Here is a 21222-nt window from a genome sequence, read left to right on the forward strand (position 1 = left end):
CCGTCGGGGGTGTCTCTCCCGCGTGGTGTCGCGGTCGGTGGGTAGACCGGCGGCCCCCGCCGAACTCATCGCCGGCCGAGAGTTTTTTCGTACCGGATCGCTCGGCGGCCGTTCGTACCGGATCCCTCAGCGGGTGAGCGGCAGTGCCGCGAGGGTGGCGATCACCAGGGTGAGCGGGGCGAACACGGCCAGCAGGGCGGCCGCGCGCAGGGCGGCGGCACCGCGCAGCATCGTGGCCGGCGCGCCCAGGCGGAGCAGCGCCGCGGTGGTGCCGGCGCGGCACTGGCGGGCCTCGACCGCCGCGGTGAGCAGGGTCGCGACCGTGCAGCCGCCGACGAGGAGCGCGCCGAGGGTGGTCAGCGGGCCGACGGCGCGTGCCGAGTGGTCGTACAGGGCGGTCATGGCGTAGCCGGCGGACGCCACCGCGCAGACCACACCGAGGGGGCGGCCGATCCGGCCGGCCTCCGACATGAGGACCCGGCCCGCGAGCAGCCGGAGCGCACCCGGGCGCGCCGACTGCAGCAGCCGCCCGCAGAGGTCGGTCAGGCCCGGAGCGGCGAGGACGAGCCCGGCGGCGGTGAGCACCCAGCCGAGCAGTACGGCGACGGCGTCGCCGGGGAGGCTGATGAGGGAGGGGGTGGTGACCGAGCGGTTCGCGTACGCCGGTGCGGCGAGCCCGGCGGCGAGGAGGGCGATGCCCCACGGAAGGCCACCGGGAGCGCGATCCGCCGGTGCTTGTGCGGGGGTGGGCGCGAGGGTGGGGTCGACCGTACGGGTGGTGCCGGTGCCGGTACTCGGGCCCGGCAGCTCGGCGACGGTCACGCCGGCCGGCGACGGCGGGGCGCCGTCCGCGCCCGGGACGGGCGCCGCCGGGGAGCCGGACGGTTCCGGGACGGGAGCCGCCGCTGGGCCGGACGACTCCGGAGCAGGAGCCGCCGCTGGGCCGGACGGTTCGGGGACGGGAGCCGCCGCTGAGCCGTGACCGGCCGCGGTCCGGCGGTCGCGCTGCCCGCCGTCCTCGGCGTCCGCGCCCGGGGCCCCCGGCACACCTTTGCCGGCCGGCCGGCCGCCGCGCCGTGCGCCGAACCTCGCGTACGCCCCGAACGTCTCGCGCGCCACCGAGTGGCCGTACGCCCCGAAACGGCCGAACCTCCGGGGGCCCGGGCCGGCCGGGCGCGGGTCCGTGGGGCGCAGGGCGAGGGCCACCGCCGCCGAGGTGATCGTCGGGGGCAGGGCCAGCAGGGTGAGGGTGGCCGGGACCGGGAGGGGCTGGTCCGCGGCCAGGAAGTCCGCCGCCGCGCCGTCGAAGGGCATGCCCGTCAGGTCACCACGCAGGTGCAGGAAGACCAGCAGGGCCAGCATCGAGCCCAGGACGCAGGCCAGCGCCGTGGTCAGGGCCGAGATCGCCATCAGACGGGCCGGCCCGAGGCCTACGGCGGACAGCCCGGTGCGCGGCCGGGTGCCGGGGTCGGTGCGGGCGACCGCGAGCGCGAGGTACACGGTGGCGGCCAGCGGCACCGCGCACCAGGCCAGGCGCAGGGCGGCGGCGTCCGCCGCCCTGGGGTGGTCCAGTGCGTAGCCGAGGCAGGACAGCAGGAGGAATCCGGTACCCGCCGAGGCCGCAGCCACCAGCAGGCGGCGCAGCTGGACGGCGGGCCGGGCGGCGCGGGTCAGACGGAGAGCGAGCACGCGGCCCGGCCTTCCGCTTCGAGGGCCTCCGGCAGGTGCACGGTGTTCACGCGCCGCCCGTCCAGCAGCGTCACCGTGCGGTCGGCGAGGGCGGCGGTGTCGGAGTCGTGCGTGGCGAGGACCACGGTGATGCCGTGCGAGCGCGCCGCCGCGGTGAGCGTGCGCAGGACGTGGGAGCGGTCGGCGCGGTGCAGCGGGGCCGTCGGCTCGTCGGCGAAGAGGATCGTGGGTGCGGGCGCGAGCGCGCGGGCGATGGCGACGCGCTGGCGTTCGGCGTGCTGCAGTTCGTGCGGGCGTCTGCGGGACTTGTCGCCGACGTCCAGCCGTTCCAGCCACTCCAGCGCGGCCACCTTGGCGCGGCGGCGGCCGGTGCCGCGCAGCATCAGCGGGAGCGCGGTGTTCTCCCAGACGTTCAGCTCGGGGATCAGGACCGGCTCGGGGTCGATCCAGCCGAAGCGGTCCCGGCGCAGCCGTTCCCGGGCCGCCGGGCCCAGGGTGTGCATGGGCGCGCTGTTGAACCAGACCTCGCCGTGCCGCACCGGTACCTGCCCCGACAGGCAGCGCAGCAGCGTGGTCTTGCCGCTGCCGCGGGGGCCGCCGACGGCGAGGATCTCGCTCTCCCGCACGCCGAGCGAGACCCCGGTGAGTCCGGGCGAGCCGTCGGGGTGCTTGAAGTGCAGGGAGCGTGCCCAGAGCACGTCGTTGTCCGGCGGGGCCTCCATGGGCGTACACCTCGGTTCAGATCCGTTTTCCCGTGTCTGTTCCCCCGTGCGGGGGAACGAGGGCTGGGCCGATCGGTCACTGGAACGCTAGGCAGCCGGGGCGGTGTGGCCGGACAGCACACGGCCCCGGGCCGCCGTTCTCACTCGAACGGACGGCGCCGGGGCCGAGATCGATCATCCAGTCGGATGATCAGAGTTTCGTCCACGCCTCCGTGAGGGTGGCGCGCAGGATCTGCTCGATCTCGTCGAAGGTCTCCTGGTTGGAGATCAGCGGCGGGGCGAGCTGGATGACCGGGTCGCCACGGTCGTCGGCACGGCAGTACAGGCCGTTGTCGAACAGCGCCTTGGAGAGGAAGCCGTACAGGACGCGCTCGGTCTCCTCGTCGTTGAACGACTCCTTGGTGTTCTTGTCCTTCACCAGCTCGATGCCGTAGAAGAAGCCGTTGCCGCGGACGTCGCCGACGATCGGCAGGTCGTGCAGCTTCTGCAGGGTCTGCAGGAAGGCGCCCTCGTTGTCCAGCACGTGCTGGTTGATGCCCTCGCGCTCGAACAGGTCGAGGTTGGCCACGCCCACCGCGGCGGAGACCGGGTGGCCGCCGAAGGTGTAGCCGTGCAGGAAGGTGTTGTCGCCCTTGTAGAACGGCTCGGCGAGCTTGTCGGAGATGATGCAGGCGCCGATCGGGGAGTAGCCCGAGGTCATGCCCTTGGCGCAGGTGATCATGTCCGGGACGTAGCCGAACTTGTCGCAGGCGAACATCGTGCCCAGGCGGCCGAAGGCGCAGATGACCTCGTCCGAGACGAGCAGTACGTCGTACTGGTCGCAGATCTCGCGCACGCGCTGGAAGTAGCCGGGCGGGGGCGGGAAGCAGCCGCCGGCGTTCTGCACCGGCTCCAGGAACACGGCGGCGACCGTCTCCGGGCCCTCGAAGAGGATCTGCTGCTCGATCTGGTCGGCGGCCCAGCGGCCGAAGGCCTCCGGGTCGTCACCGAAGAGCGGCGCGCGGTAGATGTTGGTGTTCGGCACCTTGTGCGCGCCCGGGACGAGCGGCTCGAAGGGGGCCTTCAGGGCCGGCAGGCCGGTGATCGACAGGGCGCCCTGCGGGGTGCCGTGGTAGGCGACCGCGCGGGAGATGACCTTGTACTTGGTCGGCTTGCCCTGGAGCTTGAAGTACTGCTTGGCGAGCTTCCACGCGGTCTCGACGGCCTCGCCGCCACCGGTGGTGAAGAAGACCTTGTTCAGGTCGCCCGGGGCGTAGTCGGCGAGGCGCTCGGCCAGCTCGACGGCCTTGGGGTGGGCGTAGGACCACACCGGGAAGAAGGCCAGCTCCTGGGCCTGCTTGAAGGCGGTCTCGGCGAGCTCCGTGCGGCCGTGACCGGCCTGGACCACGAACAGACCCGCGAGACCGTCGAGGTAGCGCTTGCCCTTGTCGTCGTAGATATAGGTGCCCTCGCCCCGGACGATGGTCGGAACGGGGGAGTTCTCGTACGAGGACATGCGGGTGAAGTGCATCCACAGGTGGTCGTACGCGGTCTTGCTGAGGTCCTTAGAACTCACGGTTATCGGGTTCCCCACATGTAGGTCTGCTTCTTGAGCTTGAGGTAGACGAAGCTCTCGGTGGAGCGCACGCCGGGCAGCGCCCGGATGCGTTTGTTGATGACGTCCAGCAGGTGGTCGTCGTCCTCGCAGACGATCTCGGCGAGGATGTCGAACGAGCCCGCGGCCATCACCACGTACTCGACTTCCGACATGTCAGTCAGCGCGTCCGCGATGGACTCGACATCGCCCTCGACGTTGATCCCGACCATCGCCTGCCGGCGGAAGCCCACGGTGAGCGGGTCCGTGACGGCGACGATCTGCATCACGCCCTGGTCCAGCAGCTTCTGGACGCGCTGGCGCACGGCCGCCTCGGACAGGCCGACGGCCTTCCCGATCGCGGCGTACGGCCGGCGGCCGTCCTCCTGGAGCTGCTGAATGATGGCGAGGGAGACGGCATCCAAGGTAGGAGTGCCGCTCCTGGACTCGCGGGACAAGTCCCTCTGGTCTGCGCTTCGACTGGCCACGACCTCACTCTGCACGACGTCTCGACAGTTTTGCAAGGCCCGAGCGATGAAATTCGTTGTCTAGGAGCCAAGACTGTGCGGATTTCGCAGAACGGATGGCAGTGGGGGTGTTGAAAACGTCGGTGCGGCGATTAGGGTGGGGTGTCTCAGTGAGCGGACAGCCGGACAGGCTGGACGAACTGAGCCGCTCGAACCCTCGAACCAGATCAGGAGGCCGGCAGTGAGCACCGAGCTGCGTCGTCTGCGCAACTACATCGACGGTGAGTTCCGGGACGCCGCCGACGGACGGACCACCGAGGTGGTCAACCCCGCGACCGGCGAGGCGTACGCGACCGCGCCGCTGTCCGGACAGGCTGACGTCGACGCCGCCATGGAGGCCGCCGCCCGCGCCTTCCCGGCCTGGCGCGACACCACCCCCGCCGAGCGGCAGAAGGCCCTGCTGAAGATCGCGGACGCGTTCGAGGAGCGCGCCGAGGAACTGATCGCGGCCGAGGTGGAGAACACGGGCAAGCCGGTCGGGCTCACCCGCTCCGAGGAGATCCCGCCGATGGTCGACCAGATCCGCTTCTTCGCGGGTGCGGCCCGGCTGCTCGAGGGCCGCTCGGCCGGCGAGTACATGGAGGGACTGACCTCGATCGTCCGCCGTGAGCCGGTCGGCGTCTGCGCCCAGGTCGCGCCCTGGAACTACCCGATGATGATGGCCGTGTGGAAGTTCGCCCCGGCGATCGCGGCCGGCAACACGGTCGTGCTGAAGCCGTCCGACACGACCCCCGCCTCCACGGTCCTGATCGCCGACATCATCGGCTCGGTCCTGCCCAAGGGCGTCTTCAACGTCATCTGCGGCGACCGTGACACCGGCCGCGCGATGGTCGAGCACCCGACCCCGGCGATGGCCTCCATCACCGGTTCCGTGCGCGCGGGCATCTCGGTCGCCGAGTCCGCCTCCAAGGACGTCAAGCGCGTCCACCTGGAGCTGGGCGGCAAGGCCCCGGTCGTCGTCTTCGAGGACACGGACATCGACAAGGCCGTCGAGGACATCTCCGTCGCCGGGTTCTTCAACGCCGGCCAGGACTGCACGGCCGCGACCCGCGTCCTCGTCCAGGAGTCCATCCACGACGAGTTCGTGGCCGCGCTCGCCAAGGCGGCCGCCGGGACCAAGACCGGGCAGCCGGACGACGAGGACGTGCTCTTCGGCCCGCTGAACAACCCGAACCAGCTCAAGCAGGTCGCCGGCTTCATCGACCGGCTGCCCGCGCACGCCAAGGTCGAGACCGGCGGCCGGCAGGTCGGCGACAAGGGCTACTTCTACGCGCCGACCGTCGTCTCCGGCCTCAAGCAGGACGACGAGATCATCCAGAACGAGGTCTTCGGCCCCGTCATCACCGTCCAGTCCTTCACCGGCGAGGACCAGGCCGTCGAGTGGGCCAACGACGTCGAGTACGCCCTCGCCTCCTCGGTGTGGACCAAGGACCACTCCCGCGCGATGCGCATGTCCAAGAAGCTCGACTTCGGCTGCGTGTGGATCAACACCCACATCCCGCTGGTCGCCGAGATGCCGCACGGCGGCTTCAAGAAGTCCGGCTACGGCAAGGACCTGTCGGCGTACGGCTTCGAGGACTACACGCGCATCAAGCACGTGATGACCTCGCTCGGCGAGTAACACTCCGCGTTCTCCGAGGAGCCGGCGTACCCGGCGTGACACGAGCGGCCCCGGACGGGTTCACCTCCCCGTCCGGGGCCGCTCGCGCTTCCCCGGCTCCGTCCCGGGTCCTCTGCTTCCCCCCGGCTCCGTCCCGGGTTCTCTGCTTCCCCCCGGCTCCGTCCCGGGTTCTCCGCTTCCCCCCGGCTCCGCCCGGATCCTCGTGCTTCCCCGGCTCCGCCCGGGGGCCGGGGCGCTGATCGACAAGGTGTCCGGCAGGCCGGGGCTTGCTCGACGCAGCGTCGATTGTCCGCCCGAGCGCCGGGGCGGCATGCTGCCGGGGTGCCCCAGACTTCGTCTCGTACCCCCGCGCCGTCCCGCCGTTCCCTCCTGCGCGCACTCGGCGGCACCGCCGCGCTCGGCGCCCTGGCCGGCTGCGGGGTCCCCGCCGCGTACGTCTCGCCGGGCGACCGGGCCGTGGCCGACGCGTCCGCCGCCGACAAGAGGCTGAAGTGGGCGAACTGGCCGCTGTACATCGACACCGACGACGACGACCCCAACGAGCGGCCCAGCCTGCGGGCGTTCGAGAAGCGCACCGGGGTCTCGGTCGACTACGTCGAGGAGATCAACGACAACGACGAGTTCTTCGGCAAGATCAGCCCGGCGCTGATGAACCACCAGTCGACCGGCCGCGACCTGATCGTCATCAGCGACTGGATGTGCGCCCGGTTCGTCCGGCTGGGCTGGGTGCAGAAGATGGACCGGGCCCACCAGCCGAACGTGGCGAAGTACCTCGACCCGCTGCTGCGCTCGCCCGCCTTCGACAAGGGCCGCCTGCACACGGTGCCTTACCAGTCGGGCATCACCGGCATCGCGTACAACCGCCGGAAGCTCGGCCGCGAGATACGGGGCGTGCAGGACCTCTGGGCGAGCGACCTGAAGGGCCGGGTGACGCTCCTGTCCGGCCTGGACGAGTCCTTCGCGCTGCTGATGCAGGGCAACGGGGTGGACATCACCGAGTGGACCGCCGACGACTTCCACCAGGTCTGCGACCAGGTGGAACGCGAGGTCCACCGCGGTCAGATCCGCCGGTTCACCGGCAACGACTACACCAAGGACCTGGTCGGCGGCGACGTTCTCGCGTGCCAGGCGTACTCCGGCGACGTCATCCAGCTCCAGGCGGACAACCCCGACATCCACTTCGTCGTCCCCGAGGAGGGCGCCGAGCTGTGGTCGGACTCCCTGATGATCCCCGACCGGGCGCGTCACAAGGCCAACGCCGAGCGCCTGATCGACTACTACTACGACCCCGAGGTCGCCGCGAAGCTCGCCGCCTGGGTCAACTACGTCTGCCCGGTCCCCGCGGCGCGCGAGATCCTGGCCGCCGACGAGGACAAGGACACCGCGGCCCTCGCCGAGAACCCCCTGATCTTCCCGGACCCGGTCATGCGCAGCCGCCTCGCCATCGCCCGGGACATCACGTCCACGGAACGGGTGGAGTTCGCGAAGCGCTGGAACAGCATCGCGGGCCTCTGAGCGCCGACCGGCCGGCAAAGCGGCGTGGAGTGCCGGGGGCTCGGTAAATCGGCTTGGAGTCGCGGGAGTTCGGCAAAGCGGCGTGGAGTGCCGGAAGTTCGGTAAATCAGCTTGGGGTGCCGGAGCTTCGGTAAATCAGCTTGGAGTGCCGGCAGTTCGGCAAAGCGGCGTCGAGCGGCGGGAGTTCGGCGAAGCGGCCGGTAGCGCCGGGAGTGCGGCCGGATCAGCCGCGCTCTCGGCACGGGGCCGTCAGATCTCCTCGGCCGGCCATCTCAGGAACCTCGCCCCGATGACGGCGGTCTGGAGCGTGTAGCGGTGCATGGGGTCGGCCGGGTTGCTTCCCGTCAGCTGATGGATGCGTTCCAGCCGGTAGGTGAGCGCGCGGACGCTGAGCGCGAGCCGGCGTGCCGCCTCGGCCGCGGTGCACCCCGACGCGAAGTACACCTCCAGCGTCTCCAGCAGCGGCTCGGCTCCGCCCCTCGCGTCCCGGAGCGGTCCCAGCGCGCTGACGACCAGGTCGGCCATGGCCTGCCGGTCACGCAGGAGGACCGGGTACACGAGCAGGTCGGCCGCCCGCACCACCGGCTCCCGCAGATCCAGCCGGCCGGCCAGCTCCAGGGTGCTCAGCGCCTCCTCGTACGAGTGGACCACGCCGCCCGGGCCGGGCTGCGGACGCCCGATGGCCACGCGGGTGCCGTCCGTCGCGGCGTGCGCCTGCCCGGCGAAGTAGGCCAGGACCTCCTCCTGGTCGCCGGGCGCGACGCAGATCAGCCGCCCGTTCTTCGTCGTGAGCAGGATGCGCCGGTCGCCGAACCGGGTGAGCAGGGCGGTCTCCACCCGGCGGGTGACCGGGACGGTGTCGTCGTACGCCTCCGGGCCCTCGGCCACCGCGACCGCGTGCGCGCGGGACAGGACGAGACCGAACCGCTCGGCCCGCTCGGCGAGCCGCCCCAGGTCGCAGCGGCCGTACAACAGATCGTCGATGAACTCACGCCGCAACGACTCCTCCTGACGCACCGCCAGGTGCTGCGCCCGCTGGTATCCCTCGGCGAAGGCGTCGACCGCCTGTTCCACCGCGGCCAGCACGCCATCGACGGCGCCGGCCCTGGTGCCGTCCGGCCAGGACGTCCGGGTGTCCGCAAGATGCAGCCGTACGAGATCACGCAGACTGTGCCCGGCCTCGGCGGCCCGCTCCCCGAGTGTGCGGCGCTCGTCCAGTTCCTTGCGGGTGAGCCTGCGCCCGGTGGCGGAGACGTCGGCCAGTATGCGTGCGTACCCGCGTAGGTATCCGGCCGTCTCCGGCTCCGTCATGGTCTCCGCCCCCATTCCGCCGTACCGTTGACGTGTCCTTGGCGGCCAGGCCAACGGAGGGTAGTCAACGTTGCCGGGAACCGGCAACGCGAGCCGGCCGGCAACGCGAGCCGGCCGGCAACGCGAGCCGGCCGGTAACGCGAGCCGGTGGCCGCGCGGCTCACCTGACCACCGAACGGCAAAGCCCACCGAACGGCATACCCGTCGTACGGCTCGCCCCGCCGCACCGCGCACCTGCCCGCACGGGTCGCCCGGCCCGCGCGAGGAGCGAGCCGCGATCGTCCGAGTGCTTCCCGAGCCCCGTGTCCCGGCCGGGCGAAGGGGCGTTGACCCAGGCGGACGCCTCGTTCGCCACACGTGGGAGACGACATGACAGCAGACCGACCGTGGGACAAGGCCGTGGTCATCGGCGGAAGTTACGCGGGGCTGGTGACCGCCCGGGTGCTGGCCGACTTCTTCACGGAGGTCGTCCTCGTGGAACGCGACGCCGTCGACGAGGGCACCGGCACGCATCCCGGCGCCCCGCAAGGCTTCCACGCCCACGCGATGCTGGCCAGGGGCGGCGAGATCCTGGAGCGGCTGTTCCCGGGACTGCGCGAGGAGTTGAGGGCGGAGGGGGCGCCGGTCTTCGACTACGGCGAGGGCATCGACTTCCTGCTGCCCGCCGGCCTCGCGCCCCGCAGGCGCACGGGCGTCCGGATCCAGAGCTTCACCCGTGACGAGCTCGAGCGCCGGTTGCGGCGCAAGGTGCTCGCGCGGCCCGAGGTCACCCTGATGGACTCCACCCGGTGCACCGGCCTGATCCGGGATCCGTCGGGGCGGGTGAGCGGGGTGACATGCAGGCGGCAGGGTGCGCAGGAGCCCGTCGAGGTGGCCGCCGAGCTGGTGGTCGACGCCTCCGGGCGGTCCAGCGCACTGGGGGACTGGCTGAGCACCCTGGGGATCTCCGTGCCGCCGAAGCGGACCGTGAAGGCGAAGGTCACGTACACGTCGATGACCTTCGACCGGCCCGAGGACGGTCACCTCGACCACCCGGACTTCTACGTCGCCTACCAGATGCTGTTCGCCCCCCGGGTGTCCCGTGCCGGAGTCCTGCTGGCCGTCGAACGGAACCGCTGGACGTGTTCGCTGTTCGCCCACGAGGATCAGCCGCCGACCGACGACACGGGCTATCTGGCCTTCGCGGAGAGCCTGGCCAATCCGCGCCTCGCCCAGCACATCGCCCGGCGTACCGTCCAGGAGACCACGCATCGCTACACCAACGTCGACAACCAGTGGCGGCTCTACCACGCCGTCCGGAACTGGCCGGACGGGCTCATCGCCGTCGGCGACGCGGTCTGCGTCTTCAACCCCGTCTACGGCCAGGGCCTGACGGTGGCCGCGATGGAGGCGGAGCTGCTGCACAGGATGCTGGCCGGCCGCCGTGGGGCGGGCGGGCACGCCGGGTCGTCCGGGCTGGCCGGGCTGGCCGGACCGGGCGGGCTGGCCGGGCTGGCCGGGGACTTCCAGAAGAAGGTGGGCCGCCTGCTGCTGGGCCCGTGGACGCTGGCCACCAACTCGGATCTGATGTGGAGCCGGGGCCCCCGGCCGTTCGCCGCGCGACTGGCCCACTGGTACAACGCCCGTCTGTTCCACGTGGCGGTACAGGACGCGGCCGTGTGGTCGCGCTTCGTCCGGGTGGTGAACATGGTGGCCTCCCCGGCCTCGCTGTTCCATCCGGCGGTGGTTCTGAAGGTGCTGATGTCCGCGTTCACCCCCGGTGCGAAGGGGACTTGACCGGGCGTCGGCCACACGGCGGACCGAGGGGTGGTTTTGAACGCGTTCAAATAGAGGCGTACGCTCCTGCCATGAGCGACAGAGCCGCCCTGCTCAAGGGCATTCGCGTGTGGCTGGTCTTCTTCGTGGTGTGCCTCGTGCTCAGTGGGGCGACCGCCTTCCCCCTGGTGCACGAACTGCGCTGGACGGAGAGCGCCTTGCGCGCGCTGTCCGTCCAGGATCACCTGCCGGGACTCGTGGAGTGGATCTCGAGGGTGCGCGAGGGACTCGACACCGCCGACGCCGAGTACCCGTTCGTGCTGTACGGCACGGACTGGCTGGCCTTCGCACACCTCGTCATCGCGCTCGCCTTCTACGGTCCGTACCGCGACCCCGTCCGCAACATCTGGGTGATCGAGTTCGGGATGATCGCCTGCGCCGGCATCATCCCGCTCGCGCTCGTGTGCGGACCGCTCCGGGGGATCCCGTTCTGGTGGAGCCTGATCGACATGTCGTTCGGCGTCTTCGGAGTCGTCCCGCTGTACGTCGTACGGAAGAAGATCAAACGACTGGAGGCGCTCGGCGCGCCCCGGGCCGTCCCGGTTCCCGTGGCCTGAGGGCGGTGGGGCGCCGGTGGCGGCGGTCGCGGTGCCGGTCGGGCCGGGGGCGGGGGAGTGCGCGGGAGCTCAGCTGGTCGCGCCGCCGCTGTGGCTCGCCGGAAGCCGGGAGGTTCCCTGGGGGCGGAGAGCGTGCAGGACGTCGACGCGGTTCGTCGTGATCGAGTCGACGCCCAGGTCCAGCAGGCGGCGCATGGAACGGCGGGTGTCCGGGGTCCACACCGACAGCAGGTGGCCGGTGCGCTGGACGTGGGCCGCCAGGTCCCGGGTGACCAGGGAGAAGCGGTAGTTGAGCCAGCGCGGGCGGACCACGGCCAGCAGCGCGGGGCGCGGCGGTGCCAGGGTCGTCCGGGTCAGGGCGATCTCGGCGGCCGGATCGGCGGCCCGGACGGCGAGCATCGCCTCGGCCCCCGCACAGTAGTAGACGCGCTCCCGGGCCCCGCACTGCCGGACCACGTCCATGACCCGCTCCACGAACCGGCGGTCGACCCGCCCGCACAGGTCCACCATCACCCTGCTGTCCCCGGTCGCCGCCAGCGCCTGTGCGAGCGTCGGCACCCCGCCCGCCGTCACTCCGCGCAACTCCTCGGCGGACAGCGCGCGCAACGGCCGGTCGAGCTCCCACAACCGCTCAAGCGTCGCGTCGTGCAGCAGCACGGGGACGCCGTCCCGGGTGAGCCGTACGTCGACCTCGACCGCGTCCGCGCCCTGGTCGAGCGCGGAACGCAGCGAGTCGATCGTGTTCTCGCGGAAGCGGTAGGGGTCGCCGCGGTGGGCCACGGCGGTCACGGTCTGCATGACCCCATTGTGGCCATGACGGAGGCACCGCCGTGCCGCGAGGCGGGTGGGTCTCCGCCGGTGCGCGGCCTCAGCCGGCGAGCCAGGCCGCGGTGTAGGTGTCGATCTCCGCGGCGATCCGTGCCTTGCCCGCCACGTCCAGGAAGGACGCCTCGACGGCGTTCCTGGCGAGGTCGGCGAGGCCGTGCTCGTCGAGATCGAGCAGTCGGGCGGCCACCGCGTACTCGTTGTTGAGATCGGTGCCGAACATCGGCGGGTCGTCCGAGTTGATCGTCACCAGCACCCCGGCGCGCGTGAACTCCTTGATGGGGTGTTCGTCCAGCGTGCGCACCGCGCGGGTGGCGATGTTGGAGGTCGGGCAGACCTCCAGCGGGATGCGGTGCTCGGCGAGGTGGACGAGCAGCTCGGGGTCCCGTGCGGAGCTGGTGCCGTGGCCGATGCGCTCGGCCCGCAGTTCCCTCAGGGCGTCCCACACCGTCTCCGGCCCGGTCGTCTCGCCGGCGTGCGGAACGGAGTGCAGACCGGCGGCGATGGCCCGGTCGAAGTACGGCTTGAACTGCGGCCGGGGCACACCGATCTCGGGCCCGCCGAGCCCGAACGACACCAGGCCCTCCGGGCGGATCCGGTCGTCGGTGGCCAGCCGCACGGTCTCCTCCGCGGACTCCAGCCCGGCCTCGCCGGGGATGTCGAAGCACCAGCGCAGTACGGTCCCGAACTCGGCCTCGGCCGCTTTGCGCGCGTCCTCGATCGCGGCCATGAACGCCGTCTCCTCGATCCCGCGCCGGGTGGAGGAGAAGGGGGTGATGGTCAGCTCGGCGTACCGCACCTGCTGGCGGGCCAGGTCACGGGCCACCTCGTAGGTGAGCAGCCGGACGTCCTCCGGGGTGCGGATGAGGTCCACGACCGACAGGTACACCTCGATGAAGTGCGCGAAGTCGGTGAAGGTGAAGTAGTCGGCCAGGGCCTCGGGATCGGTGGGCACCTTGGAGTCGGGGTGCCGGGCGGCCAGTTCCGAGACGATGCGGGGGGAGGCGGAGCCGACGTGGTGGACGTGCAGCTCGGCCTTGGGAAGCCCGGCGATGAAGGTCCGCAGATCGCGGTCGGCCGTACCGATGGCGGGAACGGAGCTGCTGTCGGACATGGGGTCCTCCCCTGGACGGGCGCCCGCGGAACGGGGTCCGGCCCGGGCGCGGTGATCGGCTGATCGATGACGCGGGATCATCGTAGGCCCGGGGCCGCGCGGTCCTGCCCTGCCCGTAGCATGGCGGAACGTCCAGCAGAGGGGTCTTCCAGCATGTCCGACGAGGCGCCGCGGTCCATATCGCCGGAGCAGGACGCCGGTGACGGGCCGACGCCACCCCGGACGACCGACGGGGCGACGGCACCCCGGGTCACCCTGGACAAGCATCCGGCGGCCCCGGCACCCCGGGTCACCCTGGACAACTATCCGACGGCCCCGGCACCCGACGCGGCTCCGGCGCCGGGCCCGGCCGGGACCTCCACCGAGCCGGCGGACGCCGTTCCGGCGCCGGGCCCGGTCACTGCCGGGACCTCCACCGAGCCGGCGGACGCCGTTCCGGCGCCGGGCGGGCCGTACGCGCCGGTGCGGGACGCCATACCCGCGGCGCTGCCGGACGCCGCCCCGGCCCCGGGCTCCGTCCACGACCAGCAGACGCTGACCTCGCTGCCCTCGGCCCCGCCCGTTCCCATGCCCGCCGGCACCCCGTCCGCGCCCTGGGCCAGTCCCGCCGCCTCCGCCGCACCCGTGACGTACTCGGCGGCGTACCCGTCGGCGCCGCCCGTGGGCCCCTTCGCGCCCGCGTCCTACCCGTCCCCGGCGCACCCCTTCGCGCCGTCGGCCGCATCCGGCAACGCGTTCGCCCCGCCGTCCGGCCCGGCCGCATCCGGCAACCCGTTCGCCCCGCCGGTATCGGCCGACGGGCGGTACGGGGGAGCGGAGACGGTGCCGCCGCCGCCCATCGCGCCGGACGGTCCGGGTCAGGTCCCGTACGGATACCCGGGCGGGGCGGCGGCCTACGGGGCCTACGGCTATCCGGGGCAGCCGCAGCCGGTGTACGGCGGCTCCTACCCGGTTGCGAACGGCTACGGCTGGCCCGCCGTGCCACCGGCTCCGAGCGACGGCATGGGAACGGCTTCCCTGGTGCTCGGCATCCTGGCGTCGATCGGCTTCCTGATGTGGCCGGTGGCCCCGATCCTGGGCATCCTGGCGATCATCTTCGGCGCGATCGGCAGGGGAAGGGCCCGCCGGGGCGAGGCCACCAACCCGGGCGTGGCCCTGGCCGGGATCATCTGCGGAGCCGCCGGCATCGTCCTGGTACTCGGCCTGTTCGCCTTCGTCATCGCCTTCGTCTGAGACGAGCGCCGCGCGTCCGGCACCGAAGAGAGACTCCGCCCCCGCCCCACCCCCGAAGAGGGACCCCGCCCCCGCCCCCCTGAAGAGAAACGCCACCCCTGCCGGGCCCCGGCACCGCACGGGCCCCGCCGGGCCCCGGCACCGCATGGGCCCCCGCCGCCCGCTCGTTCCGGCACCGCTCAGGGCGCCCCGCACCGCCCAGCGCCCCCCGGCGCCCACTCAGGCTCCCGCGCCCGCCAGTCTCTCCCGTGTCTCCATCAGGGCGAAGCCCAGCAGATTCGGGCCGCGCCAGCGTTCCGGGTCCGAGGCCGCCTCGTCGGCGGCGGCGAGGCCGATGCCCCAGATGCGGTCCACGGGACTCGCCTCCACCAGAACCCGGTCACCGGTGCCGAGCAGGAACGTCCGGAGGTCGTCGTCGGCCGCGAACTTGTGCACGCCGCCCTCGACCACGATCCCGAAGCGCTCCCGCTCCCATATCGCCTCGTCGAAGCCCCGCACCAGCCGTCCCGCCTTCTTGGCCTGGGAGGGATGCTCCGCGGCCAGCACCCGGCGCTCCGCCTCCGCGTCCCCGAAGAGCCGCGCCTTGCCCGCCATCATCCAGTGCTCGGCCGTCGCGTAGTGCACACCGTCGACCACGAAGGGGGACGGCCACCACTCGGCTCAGGCAGCTCGCCCCGATCCTGCCGTCCGGCAGCGGCCGGTGCCCCCAGAAGTGCAGGTACTCGACGCGGGCCCCCGCCCGAACCTCCCTGATCAGGGCTTCCACCCCGTCGATCTTTCCCATGCACGCGAGTGTGGCACGCACCACTGACACTCCGTCCGCCCTTTTCCGCCCCGACTCGACACCTGGTCGACAGATTTCGTCGCGTAACCAAAAGGCAACAACGGAATCACTTGTTGGAGGCCTATTGCTCTGCCAGGATCGGCACTCAAATCGAGCTGGAGCTACGCCACCCGCCCCCCGGGACGGGTAAACGGCGGAGGAGAGCGACATGCACAACCCGGGCACCGCCACCCCGGAACGATTCCCCGCACAGAAACGGTTCGCGGAGGGAGCGCAGTTCATCGCCGGCCGCCTCACCAAGGGCACGTCGGGCCGTACCCACTCCGTGGTGGACCCCGCCACCGGCGAGGGGGTGTACACCTACGAGCTGGCCGGTGCCGACGACGTCGACGCGGCCGTCGCCGCCGCGCGTGAGGCCTTCCGGGGCTGGGCGTCGACCTCCCCGGGTGAGCGTTCTGACGCCCTGCACCGGTTCGCCGCACTGGTGGCCGAACGGGCGGAGGAGTTCGCCCGCGCTGAGTCCCTGCAGTGCGGGAAGCCGCTGAAGCTCACGCGCGAGTTCGACGTGCCGGGGACCATCGACAACATCGCCTTCTTCGCCGGTGCCGCCCGGCACCTGCAGGGGCAGTCGGCCGGTGAGTACTCGGGCGACCACACCTCGTACGTGCGGCGCGAGCCGATCGGCGTCGTCGGGTCCATCGCCCCCTGGAACTACCCCCTCCAGATGGCCGCCTGGAAGATCCTCCCGGCGATCGCCGCGGGCAACACCATCGTCCTGAAGCCCGCCGAGCTGACCCCGCTCACCTCGCTGCTGTTCGCCCAGGCCGCCACGGACGCGGGCATCCCGGACGGTGTCGTCAACATCGTCACCGGCACCGGCAAGGAGGCCGGTGAGCGCCTGGTCGGCCACCCCGACGTGGCGATGACCTCCTTCACCGGGTCCACCGGCGTCGGCAAGCGCGTCGCCGAGGTCGCCACCGCCACCGTCAAGCGGCTCCATCTGGAGCTGGGCGGCAAGGCCCCCTTCGTGGTCTTCGACGACGCCGACCTGGAGGCGGCCGCCAACGGCGCGGTCGCCGGCGCGCTCATCAACACCGGGCAGGACTGCACGGCCGCCACGCGCGCGTATGTGCAGCGACCGCTGTACGACGCCTTCGTGGAGCGGACGGCGGCCCTGATGGAGACCGTGCGGCTGGGCGACCCGTTCGCCCCGGGCACCGACCTCGGGCCGCTCATCTCGCACCTCCAGCGGGACCGGGTCGCCGGTTTCGTGGACAGGGCGCGCGGATACGCGCGCGTGGTGACGGGCGGCGAGGCTCCGAAGGGGGACCTGGAGAACGGCGCCTTCTACCGGCCCACGCTCATCGCGGACGCGGCGCAGGACAGCGAGGTCGTCCAGTCCGAGATCTTCGGCCCGGTACTGGTCGTACTGCCGTTCGACAGTGATGATGAAGGCATCCGGCTGGCCAACGACACCCCCTACGGCCTCGCCGCCTCCGCGTGGAGCAGCAATGTCTTCCGTGCGAACCGGGCCACCCGCGAGATCGAGGCGGGCTGCGTCTGGATCAACGACCACATCCCGATCATCAGCGAGATGCCGCACGGCGGATACAAGGCCTCCGGCTTCGGCAAGGATATGTCGGCGTACTCGTTCGAGGAGTACACGCAGGTCAAACACGTAATGTTCGACAACACCGCGGTGGCCAGGAAGGACTGGCATCGCACGATCTTCGGGGACCGCCAGACACCACCCGGCCCGTGATCGGGCCTCCTCCCGAAAGGGCACCACGCGCATGGAGCAGTACGAGCCCGACCGCCTGACCCCGGCCCAAGCGGCCGCCGTGCGGCGCAGCCTGCGGACCGGCCGGGCGGCGATGACCCGCCGGTCACTGCTGCGCGCCTCCGCGGGCGGCGCGCTCACGGTCGGCGGCCTGGGGGCGCTGAGCGGCTGCGGGATCCCCGCGGCCGGCAAGACGCAGGGCGGCATGTCCGCCGAGGACCACTCGGCCCGGGAGAAGAGCGTGACCTTCTCCAACTGGACCGAGTACATCGACGTGGACGACAGCGGCAAGCACCACCCGACGCTCGAGGCCTTCCGTAAGCGGACCGGCATCAACGTCAACTACACCGAGGACATCAACGACAACAACGAGTTCTTCGGCAAGATCAAGCCGCAGCTCGCAGCGGGTCAGGACAGCGGGCGCGACATCATCGTCCTCACCGACTGGCTGGCCGCCCGGCTGATCCGCCTGGGGTGGGTCCAGAAACTGGACCCGTCCAACCTGCCGCACGCCTACAGCAATCTGTCGCCCCAGTTCCGCAACCCCGACTGGGACCCCGGCCGCGCCTACTCGTACCCCTGGCAGGGCATCTCGACGGTCATCGCCTACAACAAGAAGGCGCTGGACGGCATCGAGGTGAAGTCGGTCTCCGACCTGCTCGACAACCCCAGGCTGAAGGGGCGCGTCGGCTTCCTGTCGGAGATGCGCGACAGCATGGGCATGACCCTGCTCGACATGGGCAAAGACCCGGCGAAGTTCACCGGCGACGACTTCGACGCGGCGATCGCCCGTCTGCAGAAGGCCGTCGACAAGGGGCAGATCCGGCGCTTCACCGGCAACGACTACACCTCCGACCTCACCAAGGGCGACTTCGCCGCCTGCGTCGCCTGGGCCGGGGACGTGGTCCAGCTCAAGGCGGACAGCCCCGACGTGGACTTCGTGATCCCCGACAGCGGCTACATGACGTCGACCGACAACATGTGCATCCCCAACCGGGCACGGCACAAGACGAACGCCGAGCGGCTGATCGACTTCTACTACGAGCCCGAACAGGCCGCCGCGCTCGCCGCCTACATCAACTACGTGACTCCGGTCGACGGCGTGAAGCCCTACCTTGCGAAGATCGACAAGGATGCGGCGAACAACCCGCTGATCGTTCCCGACAAGGCCATGCAGGCGAGGTCCCATGCCTTCCGCTCCCTGAGCCAGAAGGAAGAGACGGCCTACGAAGAGAAGTTCGCGAAGCTCACAGGGGCGTGACGACGATGAAGACGACACCAGACAACAGCGGCGACGTCCGCCTCTCCGGTATCTCCAAGACCTACGACAACGGCTTCACCGCCGTACAGCCGCTGGACCTGACCGTGCCTCAGGGCTCCTTCTTCGCCCTGCTCGGCGCCTCCGGCTGCGGCAAGACCACCACCCTGCGCATGATCGCCGGCCTGGAGGAGCCGTCCTCCGGCACCGTGCACCTCGGCGACCAGGACGTCACCCAGCTGCCGCCGTACAAGCGGCCGGTCAACACGGTGTTCCAGTCCTACGCCCTCTTCCCGCACCTCGACATCTTCGAGAACGTCGCCTTCGGCCTGCGCCGGCGCGGCATCAAGAGCGTGAAGAAGCAGGTCGAGGACATGCTGGAGCTGGTCCAGCTCGGCGAGCAGGCGCGCAAGAAGCCGCACCAGCTCTCCGGCGGCCAGCAGCAGCGGGTCGCCGTGGCCCGGGCCCTGATCAACCACCCGAAGGTGCTCCTCCTCGACGAGCCCCTCGGCGCCCTCGACCTGAAGCTGCGCCGCCAGATGCAGCTGGAGCTCAAGCGCATCCAGACCGAGGTCGGCATCACCTTCGTGCACGTCACGCACGACCAGGAGGAGGCCATGACCATGGCCGACACGGTCGCCGTGATGAACGCGGGCCGCGTGGAGCAACTCGGCGCGCCCACCGACCTGTACGAGAACCCCCGGACGACCTTCGTCGCGAACTTCCTCGGCACCTCCAACCTCATCGAGGCAGAGGTCGACACCAGGAGCGGTGACGACATCGTGCTCAAGGCGGGCGGCGGCAAGCTGGTACTGCCCGAGGCGCGATGTCAGGCCCCGACGACGGCCGGCGGCAAGGTGCTGGTCGGCATCCGCCCGGAGAAGATCGCCCTCACGCACGCCGACGACGCCGGTTCCATCCCCGAGGGCCGCAACCGGCTCACCGGCAGGATCGCCGACGCGAGTTTCATCGGCGTCTCCACGCAGTACGTGATCGACACCCCGCTCTGCGACGAGTTCGCGGTGTACGCGCAGAACGTCGAGCGGGACGGCCGGCTCGTCCCCGGCGCCGAGGTCGTCCTGCACTGGAGCCCCGCCCACACCTTCGGTCTGGACGCGGACCAGGACATCGACGCGGGCACCGAGGAAGAGGTCGCCGCCTGATGTCGACGCTCACCGAGGCGCCCCCGCCTCTCGCCCCCGCCGAACCCGCGAAGAAGCCCGTGCGCAGGCGCGGCCGGTTCACCCCGTACTGGCTGCTGCTCCCCGGCCTGCTGTGGCTGATCGTCTTCTTCGCGCTGCCGATGCTCTACCAGGCCTCCACCTCCGTGCAGCAGGGCTCGCTGGAGGACGGCTACAAGGTCACCTGGCACTTCGCCACCTACTGGGACGCGCTCGCCGAGTACTGGCCGCAGTTCCTGCGCTCGGTCCTCTACGCGGCCGCCGCGACGGTCCTGTGCCTGGTGCTCGGCTATCCGCTGGCCTACCTCATCGCCTTCCGCGCCGGCCGCTGGAAGAACCTGATCATGATCCTGGTGATCGCCCCGTTCTTCACCAGCTTCCTGATCCGCACCCTGGCCTGGAAGACGATCCTCGCCGACAACGGCCCGGTCGTGCACACCCTGAACTCGCTGCACATCCTGGACCTGACCAGCTGGATCGGCTGGACGGCCGGCGACCGGGTGCTGGCCACGCCGATGGCGGTCGTCTGCGGCCTCACCTACAACTTCCTGCCGTTCATGATCCTGCCGCTCTACACGTCGCTGGAGCGGATCGACGGCCGGCTGCACGAGGCGGCCGGCGATCTGTACGCCAAACCGTCGACCACCTTCCGCAAGGTCACCTTCCCGCTGTCGATGCCGGGCGTGGTCTCCGGCACGCTGCTGACCTTCATCCCGGCGGCCGGTGACTATGTGAACGCCGAACTCCTCGGCTCGACCGACACCCGCATGATCGGCAACGTCATCCAGACGCAATTCCTTCGCATCCTGGACTATCCGACGGCAGCGGCCCTCTCCTTCATCCTCATGGCCGCCATCCTGGCCATGGTCACGATCTACATCCGCCGATCCGGGACGGAGGATCTCGTCTAAATGCCCTTCGTCACCTGGCTCAAGCGCCGTCTCGTCGTCATCGCGGGCCTCATCACGCTCGCCTATCTCCTGCTGCCGAACGTCATCGTCACGGTGTTCTCCTTCAACAAACCGAAGGGGCGCTTCAACTACGAATGGCAGCAGTTCTCGACGGCCGCCTGGAAGGACCCGTGCGGGGTCGCCGACATGTGCGGCTCGCTGTCCATCAGCCTCCAGATCGCCGTCTGGGCGACGGTCGGCGCCACGATCCTCGGCACGATGATCTCCTTCGCGCTGGTCCGCTACCGCTTCCGCGCGCGCGGCGCCGTCAACTCGCTGATCTTCCTGCCCATGGCCATGCCCGAGGTCGTCATGGCCGCCTCGCTGCTCACCCTGTTCCTCAACATGGGCGCGCAGCTTGGCTTCTGGACGATCCTGATCGCCCACATCATGTTCTGCCTCAGTTTCGTCGTCACCGCCGTCAAGGCGCGAGTGATGTCGATGGACCCGCGCCTCGAAGAGGCCGCCCGGGACCTCTACGCCGGCCCCGTGCAGACGTTCCTTCGAGTCACCCTGCCCATCGCGGCACCGGGAATCGCCGCGGGCGCGCTGCTCTCGTTCGCGCTCTCCTTCGACGATTTCATCATCACGAATTTCAACGCGGGTTCGACCGTCACCTTCCCCATGTTCGTGTGGGGTTCGGCGCAACGCGGAACACCCGTGCAGATCAACGTCATCGGTACGGCCATGTTCCTCATCGCCGTACTGTTCGTCCTGACCTCCATGGTCATCAGTAATCGCCGCAACAAGCAAAAGGCGTAAAGCTC

The 21222-nt window shown here is 70.9% G+C and carries 17 protein-coding genes and 1 pseudogene; 10 read left to right on the plus strand and 8 right to left on the minus strand.

Annotated features, from left to right (window positions below):
* Positions 1 to 126: 126 nt before the first annotated feature.
* From ACGFT2_RS16080 to ACGFT2_RS16095, 4 genes are all read right to left on the minus strand, one after another.
* The gene (locus ACGFT2_RS16080) at positions 127 to 1689 is read right to left on the minus strand and encodes a hypothetical protein (protein WP_393278230.1); all 1563 of its coding nucleotides are present in this window, start codon (positions 1687 to 1689) and stop codon (positions 127 to 129) included.
* Entirely contained in the window at positions 1671 to 2411 is a 741-nt protein-coding gene (locus ACGFT2_RS16085; RefSeq protein ID WP_393278231.1) for an ABC transporter ATP-binding protein, read from the minus strand. Before ACGFT2_RS16085 ends, ACGFT2_RS16080 begins: the two co-directional genes overlap by 19 nt.
* A gap of 190 nt (positions 2412 to 2601) precedes the next feature.
* The gene (locus ACGFT2_RS16090) at positions 2602 to 3984 is read right to left on the minus strand and encodes an aspartate aminotransferase family protein (RefSeq protein ID WP_393278233.1); all 1383 of its coding nucleotides are present in this window, start codon (positions 3982 to 3984) and stop codon (positions 2602 to 2604) included.
* On the minus strand, positions 3969 to 4487 hold the full coding sequence (locus ACGFT2_RS16095; protein ID WP_393278235.1) for an Lrp/AsnC family transcriptional regulator: 519 nt from the start codon (positions 4485 to 4487) through the stop codon (positions 3969 to 3971). Before ACGFT2_RS16095 ends, ACGFT2_RS16090 begins: the two co-directional genes overlap by 16 nt.
* A 205-nt stretch (positions 4488 to 4692) precedes the next feature.
* Between ACGFT2_RS16095 and ACGFT2_RS16100 the strand changes: the two genes are divergently transcribed.
* Complete coding sequence (locus ACGFT2_RS16100; protein ID WP_393278237.1) at positions 4693 to 6132, plus strand: gamma-aminobutyraldehyde dehydrogenase; 1440 nt, start codon at positions 4693 to 4695, stop codon at positions 6130 to 6132.
* A 321-nt stretch (positions 6133 to 6453) separates the two neighbouring features.
* Positions 6454 to 7647, plus strand: coding sequence for a PotD/PotF family extracellular solute-binding protein (locus ACGFT2_RS16105; protein WP_393278239.1), 1194 nt, complete (start codon positions 6454 to 6456; stop codon positions 7645 to 7647).
* Between the two features lie 249 nt (positions 7648 to 7896).
* Here ACGFT2_RS16105 and ACGFT2_RS16110 read toward each other — a convergent pair whose 3' ends face one another.
* The gene (locus tag ACGFT2_RS16110; RefSeq protein WP_393278241.1) at positions 7897 to 8958 is read right to left on the minus strand and encodes a PucR family transcriptional regulator; all 1062 of its coding nucleotides are present in this window, start codon (positions 8956 to 8958) and stop codon (positions 7897 to 7899) included.
* 369 nt (positions 8959 to 9327) lie between these two features.
* Here ACGFT2_RS16110 and ACGFT2_RS16115 point away from each other — a divergent pair, with 369 nt between their 5' ends.
* Together ACGFT2_RS16115 and ACGFT2_RS16120 are read left to right on the plus strand one after the other, a co-directional pair.
* On the plus strand, positions 9328 to 10734 hold the full coding sequence (locus ACGFT2_RS16115) for an FAD-dependent oxidoreductase (protein WP_393278243.1): 1407 nt from the start codon (positions 9328 to 9330) through the stop codon (positions 10732 to 10734).
* 71 nt (positions 10735 to 10805) lie between these two features.
* The gene (locus tag ACGFT2_RS16120; RefSeq protein ID WP_393278245.1) at positions 10806 to 11330 is read left to right on the plus strand and encodes a hypothetical protein; all 525 of its coding nucleotides are present in this window, start codon (positions 10806 to 10808) and stop codon (positions 11328 to 11330) included.
* A 69-nt stretch (positions 11331 to 11399) separates the two neighbouring features.
* On the opposite strand, the gene ACGFT2_RS16125 is transcribed toward ACGFT2_RS16120, so the two are convergent.
* Together ACGFT2_RS16125 and ACGFT2_RS16130 are read right to left on the minus strand one after the other, a co-directional pair.
* Complete coding sequence (locus ACGFT2_RS16125) at positions 11400 to 12128, minus strand: glycerophosphodiester phosphodiesterase (RefSeq protein WP_393278247.1); 729 nt, start codon at positions 12126 to 12128, stop codon at positions 11400 to 11402.
* 70 nt (positions 12129 to 12198) lie between these two features.
* Positions 12199 to 13269, minus strand: a complete 1071-nt coding sequence (locus tag ACGFT2_RS16130; RefSeq protein WP_393278249.1) for an adenosine deaminase — start codon at positions 13267 to 13269, stop codon at positions 12199 to 12201.
* 153 nt (positions 13270 to 13422) lie between these two features.
* Between ACGFT2_RS16130 and ACGFT2_RS16135 the strand changes: the two genes are divergently transcribed.
* Entirely contained in the window at positions 13423 to 14502 is a 1080-nt protein-coding gene (locus ACGFT2_RS16135; protein WP_393278251.1) for a DUF4190 domain-containing protein, read from the plus strand.
* Between the two features lie 219 nt (positions 14503 to 14721).
* On the opposite strand, the pseudogene ACGFT2_RS16140 reads toward ACGFT2_RS16135, so the two are convergent.
* Positions 14722 to 15286: pseudogene (locus ACGFT2_RS16140) on the minus strand (NADAR family protein).
* A 208-nt stretch (positions 15287 to 15494) separates the two neighbouring features.
* Between ACGFT2_RS16140 and ACGFT2_RS16145 the strand changes: the two are divergent.
* The 5 genes from ACGFT2_RS16145 to ACGFT2_RS16165 are packed head-to-tail and all read left to right on the plus strand — an operon-like array spanning position 15495 to position 21217.
* A complete protein-coding gene (locus tag ACGFT2_RS16145) occupies positions 15495 to 17048 on the plus strand; it encodes a gamma-aminobutyraldehyde dehydrogenase (RefSeq protein ID WP_393278253.1) in 1554 nt (517 codons plus the stop codon).
* A 31-nt stretch (positions 17049 to 17079) separates the two neighbouring features.
* The gene (locus tag ACGFT2_RS16150) at positions 17080 to 18327 is read left to right on the plus strand and encodes a PotD/PotF family extracellular solute-binding protein (protein ID WP_393278255.1); all 1248 of its coding nucleotides are present in this window, start codon (positions 17080 to 17082) and stop codon (positions 18325 to 18327) included.
* Between the two features lie 5 nt (positions 18328 to 18332).
* On the plus strand, positions 18333 to 19487 hold the full coding sequence (locus tag ACGFT2_RS16155; protein WP_393278257.1) for an ABC transporter ATP-binding protein: 1155 nt from the start codon (positions 18333 to 18335) through the stop codon (positions 19485 to 19487).
* The gene (locus ACGFT2_RS16160) at positions 19487 to 20416 is read left to right on the plus strand and encodes an ABC transporter permease (protein ID WP_393278259.1); all 930 of its coding nucleotides are present in this window, start codon (positions 19487 to 19489) and stop codon (positions 20414 to 20416) included. The genes ACGFT2_RS16155 and ACGFT2_RS16160 overlap by 1 nt, the downstream gene beginning before the upstream one ends.
* A complete protein-coding gene (locus ACGFT2_RS16165; protein ID WP_393278261.1) occupies positions 20417 to 21217 on the plus strand; it encodes an ABC transporter permease in 801 nt (266 codons plus the stop codon). It begins immediately after the preceding gene.
* Positions 21218 to 21222 lie beyond the last annotated feature (5 nt).

The sequence above is a fragment of the Streptomyces sp. NPDC048514 genome, from assembly GCF_043199955.1.
Taxonomy (GTDB): Bacteria; Actinomycetota; Actinomycetes; order Streptomycetales; family Streptomycetaceae; genus Streptomyces.